22 protein-coding genes and 1 pseudogene are annotated in these 26,934 nt (G+C 49.8%); 8 read left to right on the top strand and 15 right to left on the bottom strand.

The window, feature by feature from the left end:
• Positions 1 to 175: 175 nt before the first annotated feature.
• The 3 genes from ACFPOF_RS25965 to ACFPOF_RS25955 form a co-directional block, all read right to left on the bottom strand.
• Positions 176 to 925, bottom strand: a complete 750-nt coding sequence (locus tag ACFPOF_RS25965) for an ABC transporter permease subunit (protein WP_378138175.1) — start codon at positions 923 to 925, stop codon at positions 176 to 178.
• A complete protein-coding gene (locus ACFPOF_RS25960; RefSeq protein ID WP_378138173.1) occupies positions 894 to 1,655 on the bottom strand; it encodes an ABC transporter ATP-binding protein in 762 nt (253 codons plus the stop codon). The genes ACFPOF_RS25965 and ACFPOF_RS25960 overlap by 32 nt, the downstream gene beginning before the upstream one ends.
• 91 nt (positions 1,656 to 1,746) lie before the next feature.
• Entirely contained in the window at positions 1,747 to 2,688 is a 942-nt protein-coding gene (locus tag ACFPOF_RS25955) for a hypothetical protein (protein ID WP_378138171.1), read from the bottom strand.
• A 243-nt stretch (positions 2,689 to 2,931) separates the two neighbouring features.
• Here ACFPOF_RS25955 and ACFPOF_RS25950 point away from each other — a divergent pair, with 243 nt between their 5' ends.
• The 3 genes from ACFPOF_RS25950 (at position 2,932) to ACFPOF_RS25940 (ending at position 7,049) form a co-directional block, all read left to right on the top strand.
• Positions 2,932 to 3,813: an alkaline phosphatase family protein gene (locus tag ACFPOF_RS25950; RefSeq protein ID WP_378138169.1), complete on the top strand. Its 882-nt coding sequence runs from the start codon at positions 2,932 to 2,934 to the stop codon at positions 3,811 to 3,813.
• Positions 3,814 to 3,885: 72 nt separating this feature from the next.
• Positions 3,886 to 6,570: a bifunctional lysylphosphatidylglycerol flippase/synthetase MprF gene (gene mprF, locus ACFPOF_RS25945; RefSeq protein WP_378138167.1), complete on the top strand. Its 2,685-nt coding sequence runs from the start codon at positions 3,886 to 3,888 to the stop codon at positions 6,568 to 6,570.
• 119 nt (positions 6,571 to 6,689) lie between these two features.
• The gene (locus ACFPOF_RS25940) at positions 6,690 to 7,049 is read left to right on the top strand and encodes a hypothetical protein (RefSeq protein ID WP_378138165.1); all 360 of its coding nucleotides are present in this window, start codon (positions 6,690 to 6,692) and stop codon (positions 7,047 to 7,049) included.
• Between the two features lie 73 nt (positions 7,050 to 7,122).
• Here ACFPOF_RS25940 and ACFPOF_RS25935 read toward each other — a convergent pair whose 3' ends face one another.
• Complete coding sequence (locus ACFPOF_RS25935; protein WP_378138163.1) at positions 7,123 to 8,322, bottom strand: threonine synthase; 1,200 nt, start codon at positions 8,320 to 8,322, stop codon at positions 7,123 to 7,125.
• 11 nt (positions 8,323 to 8,333) lie between these two features.
• On the bottom strand, positions 8,334 to 9,419 hold the full coding sequence (locus ACFPOF_RS25930) for a YheC/YheD family endospore coat-associated protein (protein WP_378138161.1): 1,086 nt from the start codon (positions 9,417 to 9,419) through the stop codon (positions 8,334 to 8,336).
• A 168-nt stretch (positions 9,420 to 9,587) separates the two neighbouring features.
• Here ACFPOF_RS25930 and panD point away from each other — a divergent pair, with 168 nt between their 5' ends.
• The 3 genes from panD (at position 9,588) to ACFPOF_RS25915 (ending at position 12,159) form a co-directional block, all read left to right on the top strand.
• The gene (panD, locus tag ACFPOF_RS25925) at positions 9,588 to 9,989 is read left to right on the top strand and encodes an aspartate 1-decarboxylase (protein ID WP_378138159.1); all 402 of its coding nucleotides are present in this window, start codon (positions 9,588 to 9,590) and stop codon (positions 9,987 to 9,989) included.
• 34 nt (positions 9,990 to 10,023) lie between these two features.
• Entirely contained in the window at positions 10,024 to 10,761 is a 738-nt protein-coding gene (locus ACFPOF_RS25920; protein WP_378138157.1) for a YheC/YheD family protein, read from the top strand.
• A 309-nt stretch (positions 10,762 to 11,070) separates the two neighbouring features.
• On the top strand, positions 11,071 to 12,159 hold the full coding sequence (locus ACFPOF_RS25915; RefSeq protein ID WP_378138155.1) for a sensor domain-containing diguanylate cyclase: 1,089 nt from the start codon (positions 11,071 to 11,073) through the stop codon (positions 12,157 to 12,159).
• Between the two features lie 119 nt (positions 12,160 to 12,278).
• On the opposite strand, the gene ACFPOF_RS25910 is transcribed toward ACFPOF_RS25915, so the two are convergent.
• The 5 genes from ACFPOF_RS25910 to ACFPOF_RS25890 all read right to left on the bottom strand — a co-directional run bounded on the left by ACFPOF_RS25910 (position 12,279) and on the right by ACFPOF_RS25890 (position 16,071).
• Positions 12,279 to 12,722 carry a cell wall hydrolase gene (locus tag ACFPOF_RS25910; RefSeq protein WP_378138153.1) on the bottom strand — a complete coding sequence of 148 codons (444 nt, stop codon included), beginning with the start codon at positions 12,720 to 12,722 and terminating at the stop codon, positions 12,279 to 12,281.
• A gap of 85 nt (positions 12,723 to 12,807) precedes the next feature.
• Positions 12,808 to 13,392, bottom strand: coding sequence for a YdeI/OmpD-associated family protein (locus ACFPOF_RS25905; protein WP_378138151.1), 585 nt, complete (start codon positions 13,390 to 13,392; stop codon positions 12,808 to 12,810).
• 75 nt (positions 13,393 to 13,467) lie between these two features.
• Positions 13,468 to 14,247: a helix-turn-helix transcriptional regulator gene (locus tag ACFPOF_RS25900; RefSeq protein ID WP_378138149.1), complete on the bottom strand. Its 780-nt coding sequence runs from the start codon at positions 14,245 to 14,247 to the stop codon at positions 13,468 to 13,470.
• A 34-nt stretch (positions 14,248 to 14,281) separates the two neighbouring features.
• Entirely contained in the window at positions 14,282 to 15,073 is a 792-nt protein-coding gene (locus ACFPOF_RS25895; protein ID WP_378138147.1) for a sugar phosphate isomerase/epimerase family protein, read from the bottom strand.
• Positions 15,074 to 15,174: 101 nt separating this feature from the next.
• Positions 15,175 to 16,071, bottom strand: a complete 897-nt coding sequence (locus ACFPOF_RS25890; protein WP_378138145.1) for a phytanoyl-CoA dioxygenase family protein — start codon at positions 16,069 to 16,071, stop codon at positions 15,175 to 15,177.
• A gap of 271 nt (positions 16,072 to 16,342) precedes the next feature.
• On the opposite strand from ACFPOF_RS25890, the gene ACFPOF_RS25885 reads away from it, so the two are divergent.
• Positions 16,343 to 16,705, top strand: a complete 363-nt coding sequence (locus ACFPOF_RS25885) for a hypothetical protein (protein ID WP_378138143.1) — start codon at positions 16,343 to 16,345, stop codon at positions 16,703 to 16,705.
• A gap of 471 nt (positions 16,706 to 17,176) precedes the next feature.
• Here ACFPOF_RS25885 and ACFPOF_RS25880 read toward each other — a convergent pair whose 3' ends face one another.
• From ACFPOF_RS25880 to ACFPOF_RS25860, 5 genes and pseudogenes are all read right to left on the bottom strand, one after another.
• Complete coding sequence (locus ACFPOF_RS25880) at positions 17,177 to 17,548, bottom strand: hypothetical protein (protein ID WP_378138141.1); 372 nt, start codon at positions 17,546 to 17,548, stop codon at positions 17,177 to 17,179.
• A gap of 18 nt (positions 17,549 to 17,566) precedes the next feature.
• Positions 17,567 to 19,060, bottom strand: coding sequence for an FTR1 family iron permease (locus ACFPOF_RS25875; protein ID WP_378138139.1), 1,494 nt, complete (start codon positions 19,058 to 19,060; stop codon positions 17,567 to 17,569).
• 261 nt (positions 19,061 to 19,321) lie between these two features.
• Positions 19,322 to 20,080 carry a phosphotransferase gene (locus tag ACFPOF_RS25870; protein WP_378138546.1) on the bottom strand — a complete coding sequence of 253 codons (759 nt, stop codon included), beginning with the start codon at positions 20,078 to 20,080 and terminating at the stop codon, positions 19,322 to 19,324.
• Between the two features lie 127 nt (positions 20,081 to 20,207).
• Positions 20,208 to 21,200 carry a glycosyltransferase family 4 protein gene (locus ACFPOF_RS25865; RefSeq protein WP_378138137.1) on the bottom strand — a complete coding sequence of 331 codons (993 nt, stop codon included), beginning with the start codon at positions 21,198 to 21,200 and terminating at the stop codon, positions 20,208 to 20,210.
• 218 nt (positions 21,201 to 21,418) lie between these two features.
• Positions 21,419 to 21,565: pseudogene (locus ACFPOF_RS25860) on the bottom strand (YkvA family protein); the annotation flags it as partial.
• 199 nt (positions 21,566 to 21,764) lie between these two features.
• Here ACFPOF_RS25860 and ACFPOF_RS25855 point away from each other — a divergent pair.
• Positions 21,765 to 26,891, top strand: coding sequence for a DUF7507 domain-containing protein (locus tag ACFPOF_RS25855; protein WP_378138135.1), 5,127 nt, complete (start codon positions 21,765 to 21,767; stop codon positions 26,889 to 26,891).
• Positions 26,892 to 26,934 lie beyond the last annotated feature (43 nt).

The raw sequence follows: 26,934 nt of genomic DNA, 5'->3' as shown, positions 1-26,934 counted from the left end.
TGCGTCACGTGTCCTATATTAAAGGGGAATTATAAATTATTTATTAACTGGTTTTTATTTTAGGGATGAACTTGAGACAAGCAGAATGAGAATAACTAGAAATGCAAATAGGCACGCACTCATAGAATCGAGCAGCATGCCTGTTATGTTCCGTTATGGGAATGTCGTTTCCCTTCTATGCTTCTTTGCGATCAAACAGTGTGTATCCTAACGAGAAGAATAAGACGGTTCCGGACAGCAAGAACAAAAATGATGAGAACAGTCGGCTGGTCGCAACAGTTCCACTTAGCCACAAGACGTACCAATCTGTATACGAGGCGAGGGAAAACGCGGAAAAACCGCCGACAAAATAGGGGGCAATCTTCGCAGCCGCGTACAGTACGATAGAGAAAATGAGAAAGCCGCTCGCGCTACGAAATAATTGCGCGACCATTGAAAAAACGGTCGCAAGCGCCAACATAGAGATGAATCCTGCGAAATAAGCTTTCGCGAACACGAACCACTCGTGGAACGACTGTCCGACAGAGCCCGCCATCGCATTACTGATCAGCGTCACCGTTAACAATAGAAGCATCAATGCGGCAACTCCAATCGCAATGGCCGACAGCTTGGCCAAATAGACCTTCATCCGTGTTACCGGCCGGAGCAAAGCCAACTTTAGCGTCCGAGATGATACTTCTTGCGGAAACGAATCGGCAAGCGAGAGAAGCAGAAATAGCGGTATCCATAACGCTGTATACAAACCGAGCATCTCGATCGGGAACGATGGATTCACGGAGAAAATGCCTAACACTGGTTTAAGGGAACGAAAAGCGAAGGCCGCAAGAATGGGAATCGCTGCGGAAACGATAAAAAAAGCGAGCGTTTTCTTACGATAGAGCATGAGCCTCAGTTCATTCCGAATAGCCGCCTGCAAGTTGCCCATGTAGATAGACCTCCTTTCGTTTTGTTAATTGTTCGATATAGAACTGCTCCAGCGAATTGCCGTCCATCAGCAAATTGGCGACATTCCCTTCATGTACGAGTTCCCCACCAAGTAGAATGCCGACCCTATTGCAAAGTTGTTCGAGTTCGTGAATCATGTGGCTGGAGATCAAGAACGTGATGCCTCTTTCGCTCGAGAGCCGCCCCACTAATTCTCTGAACAAAACGATCCCTTCGATGTCGAGTCCGTTTGTAGGCTCGTCCAGTATCACGAGATCAGGATTGGGCAGGATAGCACCAGCCAGTGCCAGCTTCATTTTCATTCCGGTGGAGAAATTTTTGATTTTCTCGTGCGCATATGGAGTAAGCCCGACTTGATCGATCGCATACAGGATCGCCTCTTTGTCGATTCGGTGATAATAATTTCCAAGCAGTCTCAAATATTCATAAGCCGATAAATAGTCGTAGAAATCCGCGGATTCGATCATGCAGCCTACTCTCTTCATCGCGCTCTCGAACGATTCACCGATAGCATGTCCAAACAGTGATATCGTTCCGCTATCCGGTCGTATAAGACCTGTAAGTAGTTTCAAGAGCGTCGTTTTTCCCGCCCCGTTCGGGCCAAGCAATCCATAAACGTCGCCTTTGCGAAGCTCCAACGAAACATGTTGGACCCCTCGGCGATTGCGGTATTGTTTCGTCAAATCGACGATCTGAACGATCAATTCCATCCTGCTGCCTCCCGACTGTAAGCGTCAAGACAGAGGGGCAACTTTCGCCCCGTCCGTCCCGACAAATGATATTTCCTTGTATTCTCTTGCATTAATCGCGATGTTTGCCAGCGTGGCGGTCTTGCACTGTTTGTACCTTTTTCCCAGTAAGGTCGATTGTATCCGGCGTTGTCTGATTGAACGCCGACAGTTTAGCATCCACGCTGAAGTTCAATTCATGGGTTGCTCCGGAAGCATCTTTACCGACAAAGACGATGCTTGCTTGTTGGCGTTCGATTTGACCGGAGGCATTGATATCCGCCGTCAAATCGATCGACTTCAATTGAATATCCTGCGTCAAGGTGAGATCGATGGAATTGAATAGTTGCTTCGCGAACAGATCTTCCGGATCGGACCTTTCTTCCGAATCCTTCGCATCTTGCTTTTCATGGTCACGTTCACCGCGATCGGCAGAAAGCTTATGAAAGGCGATTGGAGCTAGTGCTTGAACGACTGCCGGAATCTGCATGCTATTGAGCGCGATCGAAATCTTCTTCGAGCCGTCGGAATTGGCTTCCTCAGTGACCTCGTTTTTGAGGTTGCCGACTAATGCGTCGATCACCGTTTCTGCTTGCCGATCGATCCATGAAGAGTCCGTACCTTCGCCCGAGTCTTCGCTATCCGAATCCGGCCGATCTTTCTTCACGAAATAAGTATCCGTTGCATTCGATTTCCATGCTTGTCCGTCGGGTAACGCGTACAGATCGACGTATTGCTCGCCTCCGTTATTCGTCACTTTGACGTTGCCGCTTTTCGATTCCGATTTCAAATCCGCTTTCACATTCGCCAGCGCTTCGGCGATAACATTTCCGTTATCCCTTAAAGTCGCTGAAGCTTGCGCGCTGACGCTGCTTAACGCTTTCGTCGATTTCAAAGCCGCTTTGTAATCATCGTAACCCGAAGTGCCCGCTAACGCCGTTAACCCGGTGGACAGCATGACGATACTGCTAATGCCGATCGCACTGCTCGTCCATATCCATTTTTTCTTGACCATAGTAAACCTCCTACAATGGAATAGTCTTACTATTCAAGCTTAGACATCAGAAATTAATGGTCTGTGAACAAGTTATTAACTTTCTCTTAAATCTGCTTACCTGTTCGAATGCCCTCCACACTGGTATTCGTCACAAAACTGTGTTTGATCAAACGAATTCGACGAAATTCATTGCAACTCGCCTTACCGCTCCCCTATACTGAAATCGTTCTACCACACACGAATCTAAAAGGATGGGTACTGGTGCTACGCAAAAAGAAGCTACTGATTTCGCTACTTCTAATGCTTACTCCGCTAGCTGTTTCCGGATTCCCGCTGCCGGTCGACCAGCAAGCCGTATCTGCGAAGCTGCCCTCTGTTTCGCGGCCCACGGTGGATCACATCGTAATCGTCATCGAAGAGAATCACTCGCTGCGCGAAATTTCCGGTAACAAGTCCGCTCCTTATATGAACCAACTCATGAAGCAAGGGGCAAATCTCGTAAACCACTTCGCAATCGAGCATCCCAGCCAACCTAATTATTTGGATTTGTTCTCCGGATCGAATCAGGGCGTAAAAGACGATAAAAAGACGCCTACGTTTAAGTCCGATAACTTGGCCGCTCAACTGATCAAACGCGGTCTTACTTTCGGAGGCTATTCCGAGGGATTACCGAAAGTCGGTTATACGGGGCCATTTGACTTGAAAACGAATTACGCGAGAAAACACAACCCGTGGGTCGATTTCGCGAACGTTCCAAGTTCGGTTAACATGCCGTTCACGAGCTTTCCGAAGGATTACGCCCAATTGCCGACCGTTTCGTTCGTCATCCCGAACATGGACCACGATATTCATGACGGGACGATTAAAGAAGCGGACGACTGGCTTAAGCAACACTTATCCGGTTACGTCGAATGGGCACAAACCAACAATAGTCTGTTTATCCTGACATGGGACGAGGACGACCGCAGCCAAAAAAACAAAATTCCAACGACATTTGTAGGACCGATGGTCAAGATCGGCGATTACAAACAACAGTCCAATCACTTCGATGTCTTGCGCACAATCGAAGAATTGTACGACCTTCCCCCGCTCGGACACGCCAAGCAAGCAAAGTTTTTGCCTATATTTAATCCCGTTAATTAAATTTTGCCGACTTTTGAATAACCGTCATTACGGACATACTCAGTGTACGACATACGTACAGGGAGAAAAGGCATGGCAGCAGAAATAAAAAGGGAGCATCCGCGCCTTAAAGCGTTAAAGCTCCTGTCCACGTTGTACCGCTTAAAAATTGTACAAATCTTGATTCCCATCGCCATCATTGCACTGATCATATGGGAGGGACAAGCCGAGTTTCGCCGAATTGACTGGAAAGCCACGATGCATATCCTGCGGCATCTCGAACCTTCGAGGCTTCTCCTGCTCTTAGCCTTATCTCTTGCCGCAGTCGCATCAGTTAGCGGGTATGAATTCGTACTGCGGCGCCATTTCCGGCTCCCGATCGGACACTGGACGACTTTCCGCTTGGCGTGGATTGCGAATACGTCGAACAATGTCATTGGATTCGCCGGGATTGCGGGAGCCGCGCTGCGCACTTACATGTATCGCAACCGCGGGATTTCCGTTCCGATCATAACGGCATCCATAGCCTTCCTATCCACCATCACCATTTCGGGGATTTCGTTGCTGGCTTGGGGAGATCTTGCAGGACTCTTACCTATAGATGCCGTGATCCGATCTCATCACTGGACGCTGTATGCCGTCTGGGCGATTGCGCTTTATCTTCCCGGCTACCTGGTTTTTCAGCGGACGCCCTTTTATGCGAGATGGTTAAACCGCGACTTGCCGCAGATGAACGTATCTACGATCGTTGCCTCAGTAGCTGTATCCGTCGTGGAATGGGTACTGGCGGGTATTGCCTTCTGGATGATCGCGTCCACCCTTCTTCCGGATTTCCCATTCCGGACGGCATTGGGCATTTATACAGTCGCGGCCGCGGCCGGCCTTGTGAGTCTGGCGCCTGGTGGGATTGGCGGCTTTGATCTTATTGCATTGCTGGGGCTTCAGGCGCTTGGCTACCCGCCTGAGAAAACCGCCGCGGTGCTTGTATTATTTCGCATGATGTACTATTTGGTCCCGTGGCTCATTGGATTGGTTATGGGTGCATTCGAGTTCGCACAAGACCAGCGCAAAGTTACGGAGAACAACGTTGAGGGGGCTCTTAACGGCTGGCAGCGATTCTGGGAGTTTCCCGGGCAGTATGCGTGGATTTCCGAATTTGGTGCGTGGGCGCTCGGTAAGCTGGTATTTCTCAGCGGAGTCGTCCTGCTTCTATCTGCTGCAACTCCTGGTCTTCTCCATCGTCTGCGGTTCGCCGAGGAATTGCTATCCGCGCCGCTCATGCGCTTGTCCCATCAACTGAGCGTGATGATCGGCCTCATGCTGGTTGTTCTTTCCTGGGGAATCTCCCGTCGAATCAAGCGGGCATACCAGTGGACTTTAGGCCTGCTATGCGCCGGGGCATTGTTTACATTCACTAAAGCGTTTGATTTTGAAGAGGCGATCTTTCTGCTCCTTATCGCCCTTCTGCTTTACTTGTCGCGGGAGCGCTTTTACCGATTAGGAGCTCCGATCAATCGTGAACGTATGGCGGCTTGGGCCATTACCACACTAGTTATAACGTATATCTATGATGTTATCGCCTCCGGCACAATTCCAGGATTTGTGAAACGTCTCCCGGAAAGTCACTCACTTCACCTGATCCTTAACAAGACTGAACAAACCGTTGCCATCGTGTCAGGTCTCGGGATAACTTGGCTCCTGTTGTCGCTCTCGCTTTTGATGCGGCCAAGCAGGCTGGTCGCACGTGGCGCTTCGGCAGATGACCTGGATAAAGTACGCGGATTTTTGGCTAAACAACAAGGTAACCTGCTCACACACATGCTGTTCTCAGGTGACAAAAGCTTTTTCTGGGCTTGCGACGAGCGAGTTCTCATTCCTTATTCCGTGATCCGGAACAAAATGGTCGTGCTTGGAGATCCAATCGGCGACACCATGCTCATCAGCGATGGCATTCAGGAGTGCCAACGTTTAGCTGATTTATACGATCTGGAGGTTGTATTTTACCAAGTGTCGCCGGCGAACCTCCCGCTTTATCACGAGAACGGCTATCGGTTTTTCAAATTAGGGGAAGAAGCGCTCGTGAACCTGTCGACCTATACGCTGACCGGCAAAATCAATACCAGTCTACGCAATGTCAATAATCGCTTTGAACGCGACGGCTTTCGGTTCGAAGTTCTTCACTCTCCGCATGACCAGCAATTCCTCGAGCGTCTTCGCCGGATCTCGAATGAATGGCTTAAGGGACGACGGGAAAAAGGCTTTTCGCTAGGATCGTTTGAGCCCTCTTATTTGCAGGAAGCCCCGATCGCGGTTCTTATCGATCCTGACGGGCAAGAGATCGCTTTTGCTACGCTTGCACCTGGTTATGACGACCATCGTTCGATGTCCATCGACCTTATGCGTCACTTGAGCGGTACTCCGAACGGGACGATGGATTTTCTGTTTATTCGTTTGTTAGAATGGTCGCGTGACCAAGGCTATTCCTACTTTAATTTGGGGATGGCTCCGTTATCTAGCGTCGGAGAAACGCGATCCGCACTGCGCGAGGAAAAGTTGGCGAACCGCGTCTATGAATACGGAGGGCAATGGTACGGGTTTAAAGGTCTTCGTAAGTATAAAGAAAAATTCCATCCGACATGGGAGCCTCGTTACCTAGCGTATCCTAGGCGCGTGACGCTTCCCGTTCTCCTCGTGGAATTAATCTTATTAATTGCCCGTCGGCCTAACAAAGAACGCAAAGTCAAGCATCCGATTTTTCGAGCATCATTAAAGCGCTAAGAAGACGACAAGCCTATATTGCGGGCCAGTCGTCTTCTTTTGTTTGGGACGGTTAATCATCCAAACTTGTCCAATGCGTCTGACATATACTGTGGCATACACGATCTGGAGGTGTCGTTATGCTTCAATTAAACGGTATTGTTGGTGGTAAAAGTCCGATTAAGTTACTACCCGGTAAAAGCGTTGATGTGCAAACCATTGTGATCGACGTACCTAACCGGAAAAAGCTCGTATTGAGAAGTGTGAATTTTCTGTTGTCCAATGATGCATTCATCTTCAAGGTGGAGGCATTGCCCTCAACCGGAACGTTCACTGCACGCGGCGGTGCCGGCGATTTGCAACCGAACAAAGTGCTTTTCAACAACCGGACCGGGGACGGAGTCCGTATCTTTCTAAACATTGCCGTCATAAATAGCGCACGAAATACCCGTACGCTGGACCGCACTTCCTGTTGGCTGCTGAAGCTTGAGCGCGTTTGAAAACGTTCAAATTCAACGATCACGGTCCACAAGGCTGCAGAGACTTCTCGGCAGCCTTGTGGCGTTCAAGGCGCTAGATCATATAATCAGCCAATTGACGTTTTGATATAGCGCTCGGAGATACCGACGAGTATTTCATTGCATGCGATGTGTTGAAAAGGACAATTTCTTCTTCGCCGGAAAGGCCGTTCGTCTCGGTCAGCTTTAGCAATCCAGCATACGTGGCTGCGCCCTCTGGGGATGAGGAAATACCGAGTGTGCCTAGCATTCTCTGGGCAGAGTCCATCTCCGATTTGCTTACGGAGATCGCATCACCGCCTGTCTCTTTTAGAATGGTGACGAGCAAATCCAAGTCAGGTGGAATGGGGACGCGCATTCCCGTCGGATTAGAAGCCTCATTGGTTATGCTCTCTTCCTGGTTCTCCGTCCCCTTCAATGCATCGACGATGGGCCGGCAGCCCTCTTCCTGGACGCTGATCAATCTAGGGAGTGTCCCCTGAATGAGTCCAAGCCGTCGGAGTTCCATAAAGCCCTTCCACATGCCAACAATGCCCGAACCACCTCCGGTCGGATAGATAATCACGTCCGGAAGCCGCCAGCCGAGCTGTTCGGCGATTTCGAATGCCATCGTTTTCTTCCCCTCGACCCTGCCCGGTTCACGAAGAGTCCCCACGTTAAACCAACCCATTTGATCTTTCCGTAGTTCGATTGCAGCCGCAGCATCGTGTATTTTCCCATCGACTAATGTCGTATGTGCGCCATACAACTTGCATTCTTCGACGATTAACGGTGGACAATCTTTGGGAATGAAGACATGCGCATCGATTCCCGCCCGTGCGGCATAGGCCGCGAAAGCTGATGCTGCGTTGCCGTTTGACGGTACGGCGGCAATCGGGATTCCTCGCTCGGCCAGCAAGGACACGGTTACGGAGAAGCCTCGCGCCTTAAAGCTGCCGGTCGGATTTTGCTCCTCTCGCTTCATCCAGACCCGGCGCAGGGATTGCTGTTTCTCAATTGCGGGCATCCGAATGAGCGGCGTGACGCCTTCTCCAAGCGTTATCGCGGAGTCGAGAGATCGGACGGGAAGCAGTTCATGATAGCGCCATAAAGTATTGTTATTGCTTAGGGCCAACTTTGTCGGCGTGAAGACGTCATGTGCTCGATTCATGTCGTACTCGACAAGAAGGGTTCCTTGGCATTTCTCGCATTTGCCGATCAGTCGGAAGTCGAATACGCTCTTGCATCTCGTGCACCGCAACCAGCATTTGTTCATCGTCTTCCCCCTCAAGTCGGTTGCTTAGCCACATACAAGGCATATTCGAGCGGTCTACGCACGGCTTTCAAGTAAGTGGATCGTTCCCCAGTCTTAAGGAAGACGTCCCTGCTCGGTTTGGGGTTCGCTTCGATTAACCATACATGTCCGTCAACGTCAACGCCGACGTCCATACCGAATTCCATCATTGGACCGTACTTCCGTTCGAATACCGCCACAAGCGAGTGCGCCATCCGTACGCACTCTTCCCTGATCTCCGCGGCTTTCTCTGGACCGAAGCGTTCACGCATGAAAACATCGAACTTTCGAGCTTTTCCGTCGTCATAGAGCAGATTGGTTGTCGGGCTGTTTGGACCGCCGATACGGGTCGCGAGCCCTGTAAGCTCCCACTTGCCATTTTTGTTCTTCTGGATCAAAAGGCGATTATCGACAACTCTTCCGGGAATAAGCTCCAGATTCAGTCCTTGTTGCACGATAAATTTGCCGTCGCGCACTCTCTCGGTGCGCACCCATGTATTCACCCAATTGATTACTTGCTCCCTGTTAGCGAACCGTGCTTTCCGCAAATTTTTCCCCTTCGCCCTCCCCCATGCAATCCAGTGGTTGTTGTCTTTCGCGATTCGCACGACGCTGCCTCCCGCTGTACCGTTCCCCGGCTTGACGTAAACGAGCGGAAAACGATCCATCATTTGAGACAAACGATCGGATGAGTAAGTTGATGTCTGAGGGATCCATTTGCTAACCTCATCGATTCGTGATAATTCTCGGGTCACAACATCTTTAAAAGCGAATTTGCTGCTAGTGTAAGGAAATAGCTTCTTTCTGCGTATATTCAAGAAGGACCGCGTCCATTTGCTCCTTCTTCGGTCGATGACAACATCGGGCCAGGGGCGGAGCGTTTGTCTCCATCTGCGTTTATCCGGCGCAAAACCTAAAATCACGTTATCTTTTAAGCGCACGTCTTCCTCGGAAAAAAAGTATACCAATGCGCCCAATTTGGATCCTTCCCTATACAAGTCCCGGAAATAATCAGGCTCGACGAAACCGCCTTTTTTTCGTCTTGTGATTACGCCGATTACTGGCATTAGTTTACTCATCGGTATCCCCCTCTTTTACGAACGATGGAATGCTCCCGAAATCCTTCACCCTAACTTACACAAAAATGGGTGGTCGTGCGACTGACAATAGCCCATTCAAATCCCTCAATCGCCTAAGCCTTATCGGGGGCCGCCATATACTATGTAAGGTCACGAAGGAGGAACCTCATGCTTCGCAATATGTGTAAGGGCAAAATCCACCGAGCAACGGTTACGGAAGCCCGGATCGATTACGTCGGCAGCATTACGATCGACTCGCTGCTGATGAAAGCAGCGAACATAGCGCCTCATGAGATGGTACAAATCACGAGCTTGCGCAATGCGACACGATGGATCACCTATGTCATACCTGCACCTGAGCATTCCGGAAAAATTTGTCTGAACGGACCTCCTGCCCTTCTCTTTCAACCAGGAGATCTCGTGATCGTGCTCAGCACGGGGTTATTTAACGAGCAAGAAGTAGCTTCATTAATGCCAACCGTCGTATACGTCGATGAAAGCAATCGGATCGAAAAAATCGAGACGTTGGATTTGACCGTTGCCAGGCAAGACATGGAACTGGAAAGCTGAACAGGAAGCCGGACCGAGGGAAAGGGATGACAGCATGGGGAAATGGCAACTGCACCGGTTTTACTGGAAGGATGGCGTCGTACGGAATCATCTGCCTGCAACAGCCATCTATGGGAGATCGACGCTGGAACGTTTTTTGAATCGGCATAAAGGGGTGTACATTAAACCGAACTACGAGCATCAAGGTATCGGGATCATTAAAGCTTGGAAGAAGAAAACAGGCAGCTTTACATTCGTAAAGGTTCGCGGCTCACCTTCGTCGCCCGTGAGCACGCCGAACGAGCTATACCGCAAGTTAAACCTTCGATCGAAACAGAGTTACGTCGTTCAGAAAGCAATCCCGCTCGCACGGGTCAATGGTCGGGTCTATGACATCCGTGTCATGATGATGCGCCTCAAGGGGCGCTGGACCTATGCAGGGATGCTGGCGAAAGTGGCGGGGTCGGGCAGCGTGATTACGAATGTCAGGCGTGGCGGCGGCCACGTGCTGAGCATCCCGACTGCTCTGCATCGCTCGAAGCAGCGCAGTCCTGAACGAAAGATGAAGCTGTTAAAATCGCTCAGCTATCGAATTTGTCGACGGTTCGATTCGTACAAATACACGCGACAAATCGGCATTGACTATGGCATTGAACCTACCGGGAAAATATGGGTCATCGAAGTAAACTTCGATTTTCCATCCCATGCTCTGTTCGCCAAGTTAAAGGATAAAAGTCAATACCGTAAAATCAAGTCCATCGCCTCGACTTGGAGAAAACGAAAACGTAAATAGCGATAATTGAACTCGAAGAAGCTGCCGGCTTTGACCGAGGCGTGCATTTAATAAACTAAAAGCCGCGCTATGCGCGGCTCCACTGGGCAATCGCTTGCGAAAACAATGAGTCGCCGCGGTGCCCTGTAGTTGTGTTTAGTCTAACTAAATGCCTGTCTCTTGGAGGTCCGTGCAAGGTTTGTGCATTCCGTAAGCGAGTACCCTGCGTCTCCATGGCTCTCCATAGCCCCCCGCTGACAAACCTAGTTAAAAGTGCTACCATGTTACCTAATGATGTGACAGATTTCGGTACATGGAGGAATTGGGACGATGCTTGAGAACCGGCGCCTTAAAGTCATAATGGAAGTCCAACAGCAGATGCTGTTAGCTAACTTTGATTTGAATCAATTTATGCATACGATCTGCGATCGGATGTGCTTATTAACCGATGCCGACGGCTCTACCATCGAGATGCTGGCGGGCGATGAAATGGTTTATGCCGCCGTTAGCGGCACTTTGCAACCTCACCTCGGAATTCGAATAAATAAGGTTGGCAGCTTGTCGGGCTTGTCCGTGACGAAGAAGGAAATCTTGTATTCTCCGGATACGCAACAGGACGATCGCGTCAACAAAGAAGCGTGCCTGAAAGTCGGCGCGCGGAGCATGGTCTGCGTCCCCCTGTTCGAATCTAGCCACGCTGTCGGCGTGTTGAAAGTCATCTCTGGACGTCCCAATGCTTTCTCTAGCCGCGATATCGAGACGTTGCAGTTGTTATCGCTCGCCCTGGGCTCGGAGCTAGGCAAGCAAATCACCTACGACGACAAAATCCGAGTTCTGAACGATTACGAGGAATTATTAGTCCAATTAAGGGCCGAAATTGAAAGACGCGAAAAACTAGAAAGTGAGCTTATTCAATTGACAGAGCGCGACATTCTGACGGGATTGCTGAATCGTAGAGGATTTAGCGATAGAATCGAAGGTTGGATTAATCGGGCCAGTCGAGAAGAAGGCTTATTCGGGGTGTTCTATCTCGATTTGAATAAATTCAAACAATGTAACGATACATACGGACACGAAGTCGGTGATCTCGTATTAGTAGAATTCGCGAATCGTATCAAAAGAGCGGTTCGCGACTCCGATCTGATCGCGCGCGTAGGCGGAGATGAGTTCGTGGTGGCGGCATGGCTGCAGAACGGCAACGACGGATTGCTGCAGGTCGCCAAGCGTCTGACCGGGCAACTAGAGTCGCCGATGCAGCTTAAGGGGCTTCAACTATTGATGTCCACCAGCGTCGGTTGTACGCAATGGACAGAGGGCAAGACGGAGCTCGAACTCATTCGCGCGGCGGACGAATCGATGTATCTAGCTAAGTCCAACGGCACTAACCGAATTGCGATCAATGGCGCGCTCGTAGGGTAATCGCCTTTACGCCGAGCAAGTCCCTGGACGTTCGGACACTTGCTCGGCGTAATGAAATAACTGCTCAAAGCGTTAATCACACACTACGAGAGTTTCTGCCATTCGTGTTGCACTTGAAATCAGAACGTGTTGTATACATTTTCACACTCTTCCGCTGTCGGTTCATAAAAGCAATGCTTCTTCCATCGTCCTGCGAGCGGCTGATTATACCATGTTGGTGGACATGGCCCGGGATTTTCGAACGACCCCGGACGGAAATACCATAGAGAGAATTTGGCTGGCCAATTCCGCTCTCCGCTCACAGCCCTTTGCGCCAGACGGCGTTCCCTGTCTCTTGCGCTTTGATAGTACAAACCATGTTGCAAGGCTTCGAACGCATGCGGCTGGTTGATCATCTGAGGAATAGTCCGAATCCCCTTAAAATCAGAGCAATTCCCCCTTATTCGGTTAATGCCGACATTCCCTACAAGAAGCATGCCCATCTCGCCTTCAGTCTCGGCTTCGGCTCGAAGCAACCTCGCCAACATATCAATGTCCTGGTTCCTGGCTTTTACAACTGCCATTCGCTCACCTCATTCGATGTCTAGACTTATCATAATGTAGGCGAAGCGAAAGTGTTACTCTGGAAAAATACGGTTATTTTTTGCGCTAAGGATAGATTTTTTCACCTTTTTCAAGCATCAGGACAAACTGTTCGATTCGCTTAGCTCGAGTTTCTTGCTTTTTGACGTTATGGATTCTAAATAAGATTGCATATTTATTTTGTCTGTCCAACTGATCGTAAAATGCCTTTGCTTTGACATTCCGTTCCAATGCGATTGCGAAGTCCTCAGGTATAGTGGCAATGCTCTGCGACTCGTAGGCTTTTGCCCACAGTCCATTCTGTTTGGCAGCTTCAATCGCCTTGAATCCGGAGGGCTTCATTCTTCCATTGGAGATAAGAAGCTCCGCTTTTTCTTTATTCACTTTCGACCATATGCTTCTAGCGCCACGCGGAGTAAATCGTTGAAGCCACGTTTTTTCATCATATTTTTCCTTCTGACTGTCGACCCACCCATAACATAGTGCGCTTTCTAATGCCTCATCATAGGAAGCAGAAACAACGCCGGAATTTTTTTTCGCGATCTGCAGTCGGATTCCCGCTGATGTATCATGATTGTCCTCAAGCCAACTCTCAAGTGATTGTTGATCTTCGAACAATATAACAGCCAATTCGCTCGATTTCTTTTTCATAGAATTCGCCTCCTGATTCCAGTATACACTTGTACAACTGACAGATACGGTCAGTGATAATCCGGCCCACTCTCATTAATGATGATAAAGCCGCTGCGCCTTGCGCCATTCCGAAGGCGAACAGCCCTCGAGTTGCTTAAACCATGTCGAGAACGAATGTAGTTGCCCGAAACCGATCGCTTCCGCGATGGCTTGCATATCTTTGTCCGAAGAACTAAGCAGCCATTTGGCTTCGGTCATTTTGCACATTTGATGGTACTGCTTGGGGGTCATGCCGTATGCTTTCATAAATCGCTTTCGAAAGCCTTCTTCCGAAAGCCCAGCTTTCTCGGCCAAATCGCCGATCTGCAGACCAATGTCCAGATTGGTGCGGATGTAATCGGCGATGTGTGCAACGGACTGCGCTTGCGTGCCTGCCTGCGAGTGCTCCGACACGAACAACAGCAGCATATCGAGCCAAGCCTCGTAACTACGCTCGGGATCCTTAAGCTTCGACGAGGCAATGCGCAGCCATTGCTTGAACAACTGCGCGTACTGCTCCTGGTCGAACGGCGAAAGCGCGATAACCGTCGGTTCGCCGTTAAGAAGCAGCCGATCGAACAGCTCCCTTGTCGCCTGCGGTAGCCCATCCATCAGAATGACGGCGAAGCGAATCGCCGTCACCGCGTGGAACGAGTGGGCGACATCGGGCGGTATGAGCACGATGTGACCCGCGCTGACCGGGATCTCTTTCTCTCCCCAGCGAAACAGCCCGCTTCCCTCCACAATATTGGTCAACTCCAGGCTTTCATGACGGAAGGCGTGCGGGTCTTCCCACTCCTTCTCATGCGTCCCGATAAAGCTGCGAATGTGCATCCGGCACTCCCCTTCAGCAGGTCCCTTTTGTCCGCTAATACTTGGCCCTCAATCGATTCGCCATCCACGAGCATACGTCCCATAAATCCGATACCGGCTTATTTGAAAAAGGCATCGTATGCATATAACCCGGCGGTCCAAATTCCGGTGTAACCGTTGTCGCGGCACATCCTTTGGCTGCACGGGCTTCCATAATGCTCTTCCACCATCTCTCATGCGCCAATAGCTCGTTCTCGTATTCCGGGGCGCCGGGATGAGGCACTTGCGGCCCTTCCGCGTATCCGACACGAGCATGAATATGAATCGTACGCTCGAATGCGAGCTCTAAGTGATGCACCTGATCTTCGAGCAGCGATTCACACACACAGCACCAATGGCTGAAATCAGCCGTTATTTTCAAGTCAGGAAATGCCTTCAACAACTTCGACGTCGTCCATGGCGTGAACATCGCGCGATGACGATGTGTTTCGTGACCGACAGGAATACCATAACGACTCTCGACCTGTAGGGCTTTATCGAAGAAACGATATTGCTCAGTTTCGTCCATGCAATCTCTGGCGCTGTGGGAAATGATCAAATCCGGTTCAAGCAGCACCGCCGATGCAACGCGTTCTTCGAACGTTTTCTCATGATCCCCCGATGAGCCTATTAAGGCAATATAGGACAAGTTGTGTTTTTTCAACAGTTGGGAGAATCTCTCGCGATCCTCTGTCGGCGGAACGCCAGCTTCGACGCCTTCGTAACCGAACGCTGCGATTTTTTCGAAGCTTTCTTCATAGGAGAGTTCTTCCATTCCCCATAACGATTTAAAAAGACGAAGTTTCATTCTTCTGTACTCCTCCTCACGTTTGTGTTATCTTACCATTTTCCATAAACACAGAAAACAGGAGCGCCCGCAAGGTCACTCCCGCTTCCGATAACCCCCTGCTAGACGCCCCATTCCTTGCGCGCTTCGGCGACGGATTTTTCCGGTGTTTTGCCCCAGGCGTAATGCGCCTTAGGTTTCTTGCCGACCCAACGTTCGTCGACCGGCTCCGAGGCGAGCTGGTAGCGCGTATCCGAACTAATCCGATACCGGTTCGTCGTATTGTTAAGCGATGCATGCATCATGAACATGCCGAACACGATCATATCGCCCGCTTCGAAAGCGGTTGTTGCCCACTGTCCGCCGAACGTGTCGACCAGTTCGATCGGATCTTCGGACAACCAGCCGGTCGCCACATTGTCGCGATCGACATCCATTTGGCCGTACGTCTCCTTCACTCTGTCGTAATTCTGGGAACCGAGCAGCATGGCCAGCGTACCAAGCTCCAGCGGTATGTCGGACATTGGCGTCCACATCGTGTACAGGTTTTTCGTACCGCGCCCCATATAGACGATATCGTAATGCGCGCCGGTATTTCCGCCATGACCGACTGCGCGCGGCCATTTGTAATCGAAGGTGATCGCCGGCCCTCCGAGCAGACGCTCGAAGAAAGTAAATACTTTCGGATTATTAACGACGTTAATAAAGCTCGGGAACTCGGTCTCCAGATCGAAAGCGCTCTTGCCCCACATGCCGCCTTTATTACCTTCCCCGATAACGCCATCCTCCAACGGAACGTTCGGATCGAGCTTGCCCTGTTCAGCCAGACTGCGGAGAAACTCCCGACGCGCCTCCAGCACCGTCTCGCGATCATGGAAGCCGCGGATTAGCAGATATCCATCCTCCTGCAGCCGCGCGCGCAGCGCCTCCGTGTCTTCCAAAATATCGTTCGAGCTGCGAAGCTCCGTCAAATATTTGCTGCCCATCTCCAGTTCGCGATTACCCATCTGCCATTTCATATTCGTCGCACCCTCTCTTATTCTTGATAGTTTACTGCTCATACGCCAAGAATAAGGGAATCCGCAGGAAAAGTCGTTAGTGATAACCGCTCTGCATTTATGCAAAACCGTACTTTCATGCAAGTGCCTCAAAAGTCGTCTACGACCACAATTCTATAACCTATTTAGTTGTTTATCATATATTCACACAATCCGATTTTTAATAGCTCCATATATATAATAGTCACATCTAATATTTAAGAAAAAGCATATTTCATGGAGGGGTGAACACTTGGCAAATACGACTAGCTTGATATGGAATAGTGTGCCGAATCCGGCTGCATATGCAACAGTGATAATAAGTAATAATGATGTAAATGTTGCAGGTGTAATCGAAATTGAAGTATTTCTTACAATCGAGGGTATCTCAACTCCCGTAGCCCATGAACAGTTTGCAGTACCACCATTAATTAACTATATTCGTGTTTATGGGCTCATTGGTGCTTCCGCGTATGAGATTCAGTATAATGTCACGGGTACGTCCAACTTTTCTGTAAATATATTTCCGACAGATGTGGGCGGCAATTTTATCGGAGCCCAGCGGGTTCTCGGCAGTGAAACTCAAGAAATATCGCAATTAACACCCATTTTTTAACTTCAACTGATTGGAGGAGATCGACTTGCCCAGGACATCGGGACCTATCCTTAATAATGGAGTGGCAACAACACTTCATTTTGCAATTAGGAACAGTAACCCCGCTGCAACGCCCTTAGTTCAATTAGAACTATTTATCATTACGAATAGCGTTGTTCCGAAAGTTCCAATTGCGAAAGAACAATTTGCAGTACCCCCACTTGCTAACATCATTAAGACTTATAATATTACCGGAGCTTTAGCTTACGAGCTTCAAGCAGACGTATCCTCCGCAAGTGACTTTACCGCTAACCTTTTCTCAACGGATATAAATGGGAACCTAGTAAATGCTCAACGGGTTCTCGGATCGGAAACTGTAAAGATTGATACGTTAACTCCAATACCCTGAGCCATATTCTTACCGATAGCCAAAAAAATCCTCCTCTATTGATTCTGAGGAGGATTTTTTTTGCCAGACCTGGCATCCGAGCCTTATTTATTGATTTCGTCGAGAACCTGGTTCAATTCGTTGACGGACTTCGTTAGCACGTCCTTGTCCAGCGGATCGATTTCTGCCCCGGCTTCGATCGCATGCAGCGGCGTTTCCGCTTTCTCGTACAATTCCGCGGATTTGTCTTTCACGTCGTCCTCGAACTTCTCCCATGCGCTCTCGAGGTTAGTAGCTTCCGTCTTCGCCTTCGCGACGTCGCCCGCATCGACCGCCGCCTGTACGTTCGTCAATACGTCTTTCATCTCGCTTACGCCGTCCGAAATCTTGTTGTCGTCTTTCTTGCCGCACGCCGATATCATCAGCGCTGTAGCCAACACCATCGTCATTCCAAGCTTCATCTTCAGCTTAAACATGAATAAAAGTCCCCTTTATCAATTGCTATCTATCTTTAATTGCGATTGCAATCTAAGATCCTTTAACCGGTTCCATATCACGATGCCGACAGCCGCCAGTAAGAGGAACAGTTGCGGCAGAAGTCCTTCCCACGTCGGGTAGACCGCAAGAAAATCGATCGTATTGAGACCGTTTACTTCCGTTGCCGGAAGTAAACCCGAAAGTTGCAAACCATGAACGCCCATACCCGCGAACTTGAAGCACAAATAGAATACGAGCAAGCTTGATATCATGAAAAACGGCCGGATTGGAATTTTCACCCCGAATTTGTGCATGACATAAGCGATGACAACCAGAATCACCACGGCAATGCCGATGCCGGCAAGAAGGTCGAAGAGCGAAATCGACGAAGCCATGCCGATCAGGAAAAGCACCGTTTCTGTGCCTTCGCGGAACACAGCCAGAAACGCAAGTATCGCTAGCGACCATAAGCTGCCTTTAGCTAACGCGCTCGTGCTTTTCGACTTGATGTAATGATTCCATTGAGAGATGTTGGCGTTACTGTGCAGCCAATAGGTCATATAAAGTAGCATGACGGCGGCGAAGATGCCGGTGAACCCGGCGATCATAAAGTTATTCGAGCCGAACATGCCTGAGGAAAACAACACTTGTACGATTATGCCAAGGACAAGACTGACGCCGATCCCGGAACCGACGCCGGACCATATCCATTTCCGTTTGTCTTCGTGTCCCGACTTCTTTAAGAAAGCGAGCAAAGCGACGACGACGAGGAGCGCTTCCAACCCTTCGCGCAACATAATCGTGACGGCGTCCAGCATGTTGTAGCCGGTTTTGGCCGCAAGTGGCTGCAAGTAGACGATCATCGCTTCAATCGTTTGCTTGGCGTCTTCCGTCTTCGTCGGATGATTCGTTAAATAGGCGTAAGTTAGCACCATATCTCGTTCGGCATCGCTGTAAGCGGAAGCCGATTGACTCAAGACGATACCTTCGATATCGAGCCACGATTCACGGAACCGTTCGATTTCGGCTTTGGCTTTGGCCGAATCCCCTTGTTCGAGCGCCATCTTGGCCTCATTAAGGAGCTTGATCAGCGATGAGACGCTTCCTTTCGACTGTGATTCAGCAGGCTGATCGGCCACGTAATCGCCAGCAATAAACCGTTTATTCGCCTCGGACAGTTCGGTTAAAGCCTTGACAGCATTTGCCGTATTGACCGGATCCTTCAGGAACGCGAATTCGATTTTGCCCATCGCGTCCTCGACTTCTTTGTATGTCGCTCGGGATTTCTCCTTGACGCCTTCTTCGATATTGAACCATTGGGTCTTAAACGCTGCGAATCGGCTTTTCGCCTCTGCGATGTCTTGGCCGTTCACCAGCGTGATCGCCTGTTCCACCATCGTGTTCGCCTCTGTCATGTTCTCTTCGGCGGACTTCCCTTCTCCGAACACGGAAGACACGTGAAAACCCATGAACAACGCGAGCACGAGCAACAGCGCTTTGCCTATTTTCACTAAACTCACACCTCTAGTTTGGAATCATTCTCGATTGTTGAGAATGATTATCAAATGCAACTCAACAGAATTATAAGAGGCTGGAACGGCAATGTCAATGGTATTCCGCATGCGTTGCCTATTGAAAAGCAAAAAGACGTGAATGGATTGATCGTTAAAAGCGACCAAGGATTCCAGTACACGTCTTATGCGTACCAAACGATTCATTTATTTAGGAACAATTCCTTGCAGCATATTCATCAAGCTTCTTTAAAAATGGACCTATTTTTCTTTCGGATTCAAGCGCCCACTGTAACCATTTTTTTGTAAACGGAAATCGTTTAGAGGCGCAAAACACAAAATATGTTGTGAACGGGAACTGCAACCACGCACGAATAAGCTTGATATCGTTCTTATGAAGTTTCGAAACCCGACGGTAACCCGGTATAAATCGTAGACTCTCAGGTCTACATGAACTGTCTCGAAGTCGATCAGATAAGTACCTTTGTCCGTTATAATAAAGTTGCTCGGTCCCCCGTCTCCATGACATAGAACCCCATGCTTACGCGGGTTATGACGGTATGTGTGGTATCCGCTGTCTCGTAACAGCGCTTTTGCCTTGTTCGAGTACCGCAAGATCTCCGATCCGCGTTGCTTGATAAATCGGCTTATCGGCGGACTAAACCCATTTCTTCTTGCGGTACCCATTTTGTTTTTAATATAACTTTCCCTATTTCTTAATGTGGAGTACCATGTTCCTATCTCACTATATGCGATCTTTCCCTTTAATCCAGCACGACCGGCCTTATGAAAGCGAGCCAAGACGATTCCGCATGCACGCATATCCGATAATGTACGTGGAGATGGTTTCCTCCGCGATATCCAGGGCGTTAAGACATAATGCTCGCCTTTCCGGGAAGTTACATAGGGTTTGCGCCCCTCAAGGGTATTGGGATCACGCCATGCCAGAAGCGATCCTTTGCGCCGGATCCTGAGCAAGACGCGGTCTATCCACCTTAATCTTCCTACTGGAACTGGCATCCGCTTCAAATTGAATGTCTTCCCATCTGAATTGACAACCCGATAGATGCCGCCTCTAATCTTCGTATGTCTGCTTTTCTTTAACCCAAAACATTTTGCAATATGGTTAATCAAAGGTCCACTGATGTTATGAATTCCCCTTTTTTATTGCCATGAACAATGACTTATATCTTTTCGCGATAGTAGGCCATCTAAACCGGGAAGCAGTCGATCGAGCATTGGTTATTCTTTTTCTTCTACGGGTAGGATTGCTCCAGAACGTTTTGATGACTTGGGCTATGCTCACACTCTCAACTGCGCGTATGATTTGAGCATTTTGTTCGTTCACAAATTCTTTTAACCCACCCGACAATGTAGAGATAAGAGGCACTCCGTTTGCCATTGCTTCAAGCGCAACCAAACAGAACGATTCTGTTTTACTTGGAATAATCACAGCACCGTAAGAAGCATACATCCGTTGTACAGTGCCATTCGGCATTCGTTTAATCCAGCGAATTCGTTTTGCAACACCTAATTGCCTCGCAAGGGTTTTAAGTTTTCTTTGATAGCTTGTTCTGCCGCTTCCAACGATCGTCAGATGAACACGGCTATGTTTTTTAGATAACAACGCAATGGCCCTAATTAAAGGCTCAAGTCCTTTAGAAGGAATGAGTCTGCCAACGTAGAGCAATTGATTCGATGAACCCTTTTTCTTCATAAGATTTGGTTTTACACCATGAGGGATCACAGCCACTGAACGAAAAGCCTTTCGCGGATAGCGTTTATTAATTGCTCTAACCTGCCAATTGCTCGGAACGATGATTTTTTTGGCGATTCGAAACAATTTACCAGATGGCGAGTTGACTCCTCTTGATAAGAGAGAATGGCATGAATAGACGATCGGGACCCTGAACTGCACTTTTGCCTTTTGGGCCGTATTCGCAAACTCCGTGCTGTGCACATGAACAATATCCGGTGCAATGTAACCCATCGAAGAAACTGCACGCATAACGGTGGAAGCTTTGAAGGAGTGTTTGGAACGGTTGAAATACCGGGAATTTCGGGGGAATCGAAGAATACGGTAGCGGCGATCCCCAATCCCCCTATTATATTGGGTTGAAACTCCTGAGACATGACCCATAATTTAAGTTTGCCCATTTTTTTAATTCATTCCCTTTTGGGGGTAATTGACAACATGTACAATGAAACAGATGAGGTCATCTACGGGCACCCGCCCTATTCCGAACTTCTAATAGCGTATGTATTCAAGCTCAGAATTGCACTAGGCCAATGTCTGTCGCCGCAACCATAATAAAATGAAAAACCCGCGCAAGCGCGGATTCTAATTGATACATATTCTTGTTCGTTGATCAATTTAATTGCCGCCGCAACACCTAAGGGAACCAGTATCAAATCATCTAAATACCCTAATACGGGAATGAAATCCGGAATCAAATCAATTGGGCTAAAGGCATAGGCTACTACACATATGGATAACGATTTGGCGCTGTCTCGCCCATTGTTTTAAGGCTTCAATCATTGTGACTCACCCGTTTATGATTAACATTTTATTTTATTATACCACTCATAAAATCCAATTAAACTAGACACCTGACAAAGGCATCTCACATATGAATGCGATAATGGTATTTATGCCTACAACGGAGCTCGCCAAGACGATCAGTTGAAGGAGAGATAATCTGATATGCCGGCAACGGTTTCGGGAGTCGTGTTTAACGACCTGAACCACAATGGCACATTCGACCCCGGAGAACCGGGAATCCCGAATGTCGTTGTCGTTCTATTCAGCAGCGCAGGCGGAACGTGTACATCTGCCGTAACGGACGCTAATGGAAACTACAGCTTTACTGTAACTGTCGCAGGGACCTATACGGTCTATGAGCCTGTTGCTGATCCCGGGTTGACTTGTCCGCCGACGACCTTTACGCAGCCTGCCGGATTTACGATGTCGAACGGCCCGCGGAAATTGACAGTCCCCGTAAGCGCCTCTCAGATCAGCGGTAATGTGACCATAGGCAATCAGAATTTCAGCCACGACACGAACACGGACACGCTAACCTGCAATTCTCGACTGATTCAATTTGCCGGTCGTCCCTCCGTTCGATACAGTATCAGCGTCGTTACAGGCGGGGCTGTCGTCCTCGGAACCGTCAATCCTCCCGTTGATATCAATGCCATCGGATACAACCCGCTCGACAATTTTATTTATGGCTACGATCAGTTAAACAACAATATCGTGCGCGTCGATAACAGCGGCAACGTGACCGCGTTGTCTCCCTTGCCGCCTGGCTTCCCTACCGATGCTTACACGAACGGAGCTTTCGACTCGAACGGTTTTTTCTACATTTTCACCAACAATGCAACGAAATTTTACGTCATCGACCTGCGACCGAACTCCTCCACCTTCATGAAACTGGTCAACCCGGCAACCGGCTTTACCGAACAGACGAGCAACTTCGGCGTCAATCTAAGCTCGGCCCTGAATGCGAGCGATTGGGTCATCAATCCGTTGGATAATCTTCTATATGGCATTACCCCTACGGGCATTATGCAAAGAATCGTCCCAACTACTGGCAGTCTGACGAGTCTGACGACAACGCCGCATAATACAGGTCCCTTCGGAGCAATCGCAGTCGATGCGACTGGAACGATCTACGCCATATCCAACCAAACCGGCGCAGTGTACAGATACATCATTTCCGGCAACACGGCGACAGCGTCGCAATTCTCGACTACGGTGACGACCTCTTTTAACGACGCGACGATGTGCCCTTCAGCAACTGTCCAAATCGATTTCGGCGACGCCCCCGATACCGCCCCAGGGAATGGTCCGGATAACTACTCCAGCTTGTTGTCCAAAAACGGCCCGCGGCATGATCTCGTTGACTCGCTCTTCTTAGGCACACAGGTAACGGCGGAACCGGACGCGTTGCAAAATGCGACAGCGACTGGCGACGATATTCGAGTGGGCATTCAAGATGATGGGCTAACGGTCCCTCTCCCCCCTATTCCGTTCGATGCAACAAGTTATTCCCTAGATGTCAGAGTGACGAACAATATCGGAAATGCCGCCAATCTGTATGGATGGGTCGACTTTAATGGTGACGGAATATTCCAAGGTGATGAAGCCTCCGCCGTACAGTCGGTGCCGTCTCAAGCAGGAATTCAAACAATCGTTCTTAACTTCACGATTCCTGTGGGAGTGACGCTGCAGAGCGACCATACCTTCGTACGGCTTCGGCTGACCTCGGATAATCTGATCAATCAGAACGTTTCAGGAACGGCAGAAGATACAAGAAGCTTGGGGGCTGCTTCGGACGGCGAGGTTGAAGACTACATCGTACAGATCACTTCGCCGGCAGCGCTTAATATTGTGAAAACAGCATCCGTTCCATCGGGGGCACCTGGAGACATCGTCACTTATACTTTCGAAGTTTCAAATCCTAGTAACGTGACTTTGACAAATGTTCGTGTCGAGGATTCCCTGCTCGGCCTCATCGACATTTTGTCCAGTTTGGCACCCGGAGCTAGAGTCGATCTAACGGCGTCATTCGTCATCCCGCCGGACGCGCTTGCCGGCACATTCATCGAGAACACAGTTGTCGTCTTCTCCGATCAAACGGAACCTGTCAAAGATATCGCTCAAGTGAAGGTGCTCCCGAGCTTTAGCTTAGTCGTTGCGAAGACGTCGGACCGAGTTTCCGTGGCACCCGGCGAAATCGTCACCTACACGATCGAAGTCATCAATACGTCGAACGCGCCAATTACTGACGTCAAGGTGACGGATGCACTGCTCGAATTCTCGCAGGTCATTTCATCCTTGGGAGTAGGCGAGTCACGAACGTTCGTAGTGACTTTCACAATCCCTACGGGGGCAACGGCGGGCAGTGTCTTTACGAATGTCGTGACGGCCACCTCCATTGAGACTCCGCCTGTCTCCGATACGGCTACCGTCATTGTCGCTCCGATTCCGTCCGTGTTTATTTTCAAGAGCGTAAATCCTCAGATCGCAGCGCCCGGAGATACCGTAACTTATACGATCACCGTCTCGAATGCGGGTAATCAGACGCTAGCGAACGTGCATATCGTCGATCCGACTCTCGAAGTCGACCAAACATTCGACGCTCTAGAACCCGGAGATTCCGTGCAAGTGACGGTGCCTTTTGTTATTCCGATAACGGCCTTGCAAGGCGACACCCTCGTGAACGTCGCCACGGTAACGTCGAATCAAACCGGCCCGGAGTCAGCGAACGCTGACGTCGTTGTCTTCGCCGTACCTGACATTGCGCTGGACAAATCGGTTTCTCCTGCAAAAGCCCCTGTCGGAAGCACGGTCACTTATACGTTCGTCGTAACGAACACTGGCAACACGATTCTCGACAACGTCAGGCTAACGGACCCACTGCTTGGGTTGAACCAGACCATAGGCACGCTTGAACAAGGTCAATCTCTAGTCGTTGAGTTCCCATTCGTCGTGCCAGCAGACGCAACAAACCCGTTCGTCAACAAGGCGACAGCGACGGGCATGTCCGGATCGCAAACTGTAGAAGCAAATGGAGAAGCATCATTGGTGCCGCTATTCCCTGCCTTTACTTTGACGAAAACAGTCGATCAAACGAAAGCCGACCCCGGGGATACAGTGAATTTCACGTTTACGATCGTCAACACGGGGAGCGCTCCGTTAACGAACATCGTCATTACCGACCCGCTACTCGCATTCACGGATATTGTAACGTTACTTGAACCCGGCGCTTCGTTGGAGATCACGATCCCGTTTGTCGTGCCCGCCAACGCGACGCCCGGCTCTGTCATAACGAATGTCGTCTCTGTCAGCCCTGCCGAGACCGAACCGAAGCAAGCGATCGCAGAGGTCACGGTCAACTCGATTCCAGCGCTCGCCTTGACGAAAACGCCAGATCGAGTCAATGCGATGCCGGGTGATACAATTACCTATACGGTGATCGTGACGAATACCGGAAATATCGGTCTCACAAACGTCATCGTCAGCGATCCGTTGCTAGGCTTTAACGCCGTTCTTCCATCCCTCGCGGTCGGTCAGTCCCAATCGTTCACGCTGACGTTCGTCGTTCCTGCGGGAACGCCGGACGGAACAGTCATTACGAATACGAGTACGGTTATTTCCGACCAGGCGGTCTCGGATCAGGATACCGCCAACGTCCTAATCGATCCGTTGCCGCCCGCCCTTGAAGTCGTCAAAACAGCCGATCGGTTGACGGCCACGCCTGGAGACACGATCACCTATACGATTACGGTGACGAATACGGGAGCCGTCACCTTAACCAACGTCGCCTTAACGGACGCGATTCTTGGCATAGTCCAGACGATCGGAACTTTAATTCCCGGCCAGAGCCTGACATTTACCTTTTTGTTCACCATCCCCGAAGATTCTTTAAACGATTCGAATATCGTTAATACGGCTGTCGCCACATCAGACCAAACGGATCCGGTGGAAGGCACCGCATCTGTGACGGTTGACCCAAGTCCGGGTTTGTCGATCGAGAAATCGTCGTCCCCATCGCAAGCCGCACCCGGCCAGACGGTCACCGTGACCTTTACGGCGCGCAATACGGGCAACGTCCGACTCACCAACGTCGTCATCGCAGACCCGTCGCTTAGCTTCCGCTCGGTTATCCCAACATTGCCCGTCGGTTCCGCGAAAGTCGTAACGACATCTTTCATCGTTCCCACCGTGCCTGCCGGAACGGTGTTAACCAACACGGCGACGGCATTCTCGGACGAAACGGGGCAAGCGTCTTCCACCTCAACGGTAACCGTGCTGCCGGAATTCCAACTCAGTTTAGTCAAAACGGTAAGCCCGTCAATCGCCTTACCTGAAGATACAGTTACCTTTACGATCAAAGTTAGCAATACGTCCAACACAACGGTTACCAACGTCCGATTTATTGATGGGTTACTTGGCATAGACGAAACGGTGGATTCACTTGCACCCGGCTTTTTCGTTATTTTCACCCGTACATTCACAATTCCGGCTGATGCCCGTGGCGGTTCCATCATTACGAATACGGCCACGCTTAGTTCAGCCGAGACGCCACCGATTACAGCTATAGCGCAAGTAACTGTAGCTGACAATCCGCGACTGATGCTTAGCAAGACGGCACTTCAACCCGTTGCCTTCCCCGGCGAAGTGGTGTTTTTCAGAGTGAAGGGCATGAATACCGGCAATGTACCGCTCTTCAACATTCGGTATGCCGATCCGCTTCTCGGTATCAGCGGAATCGTATTAGCGCAAGATGTCGGGGTTGTTGAATCCCTGATCATTCCGTTTACGGTTCCAACCAGCGCCATCCCGGGAGAAACGATCGTTAACACGGCTTTCGTCGACTCCACTCAGACAGGACCCCTTGGTGCCTCCGCTTCTGTGAGAATCATCGGCCTTCCGCTTACCGTTACCAAAAGAACAGACAGCGATTTTGTCTTCGTCGGTGATAAAATCCGCTTCATGATTACGATTGCTAATACAAGCACGATCGAAGCAATCAATGCGGTGTTAACAGATCCGCTGCAAGCGGGCACCCAATTCGTCCCAGGCAGTGTGATAGCGGGCGGCACCCATGTACCGAGCGCCAATCCGGAATCCGGAATCCCATTGGGTAATATCGCCCCGGGACACACGATTCAAGTGGTGTTCCAGACGAAGCAAATCGCGCTGCCGTCCAACGAAACGTTGCACAACCAAGCGGCGGTCAGCTTCCAGCCCGTCCATTCGATCCAACGGTTTACGGTGCATTCTAACATCGTAACGATCAACGTAGAAGAGCACGCAGAATAAAGAAGGTCGCCCATCAAAAAGCAGCCGATCACAATTAAATCGG

Source organism: Cohnella soli (assembly GCF_042655525.1).
Lineage (GTDB): Bacteria > Bacillota > Bacilli > Paenibacillales > Paenibacillaceae > Cohnella > Cohnella soli.
Note: the sequence above shows the minus strand (reverse complement) of the source record. Positions and strands in the feature narration are given on the sequence as shown.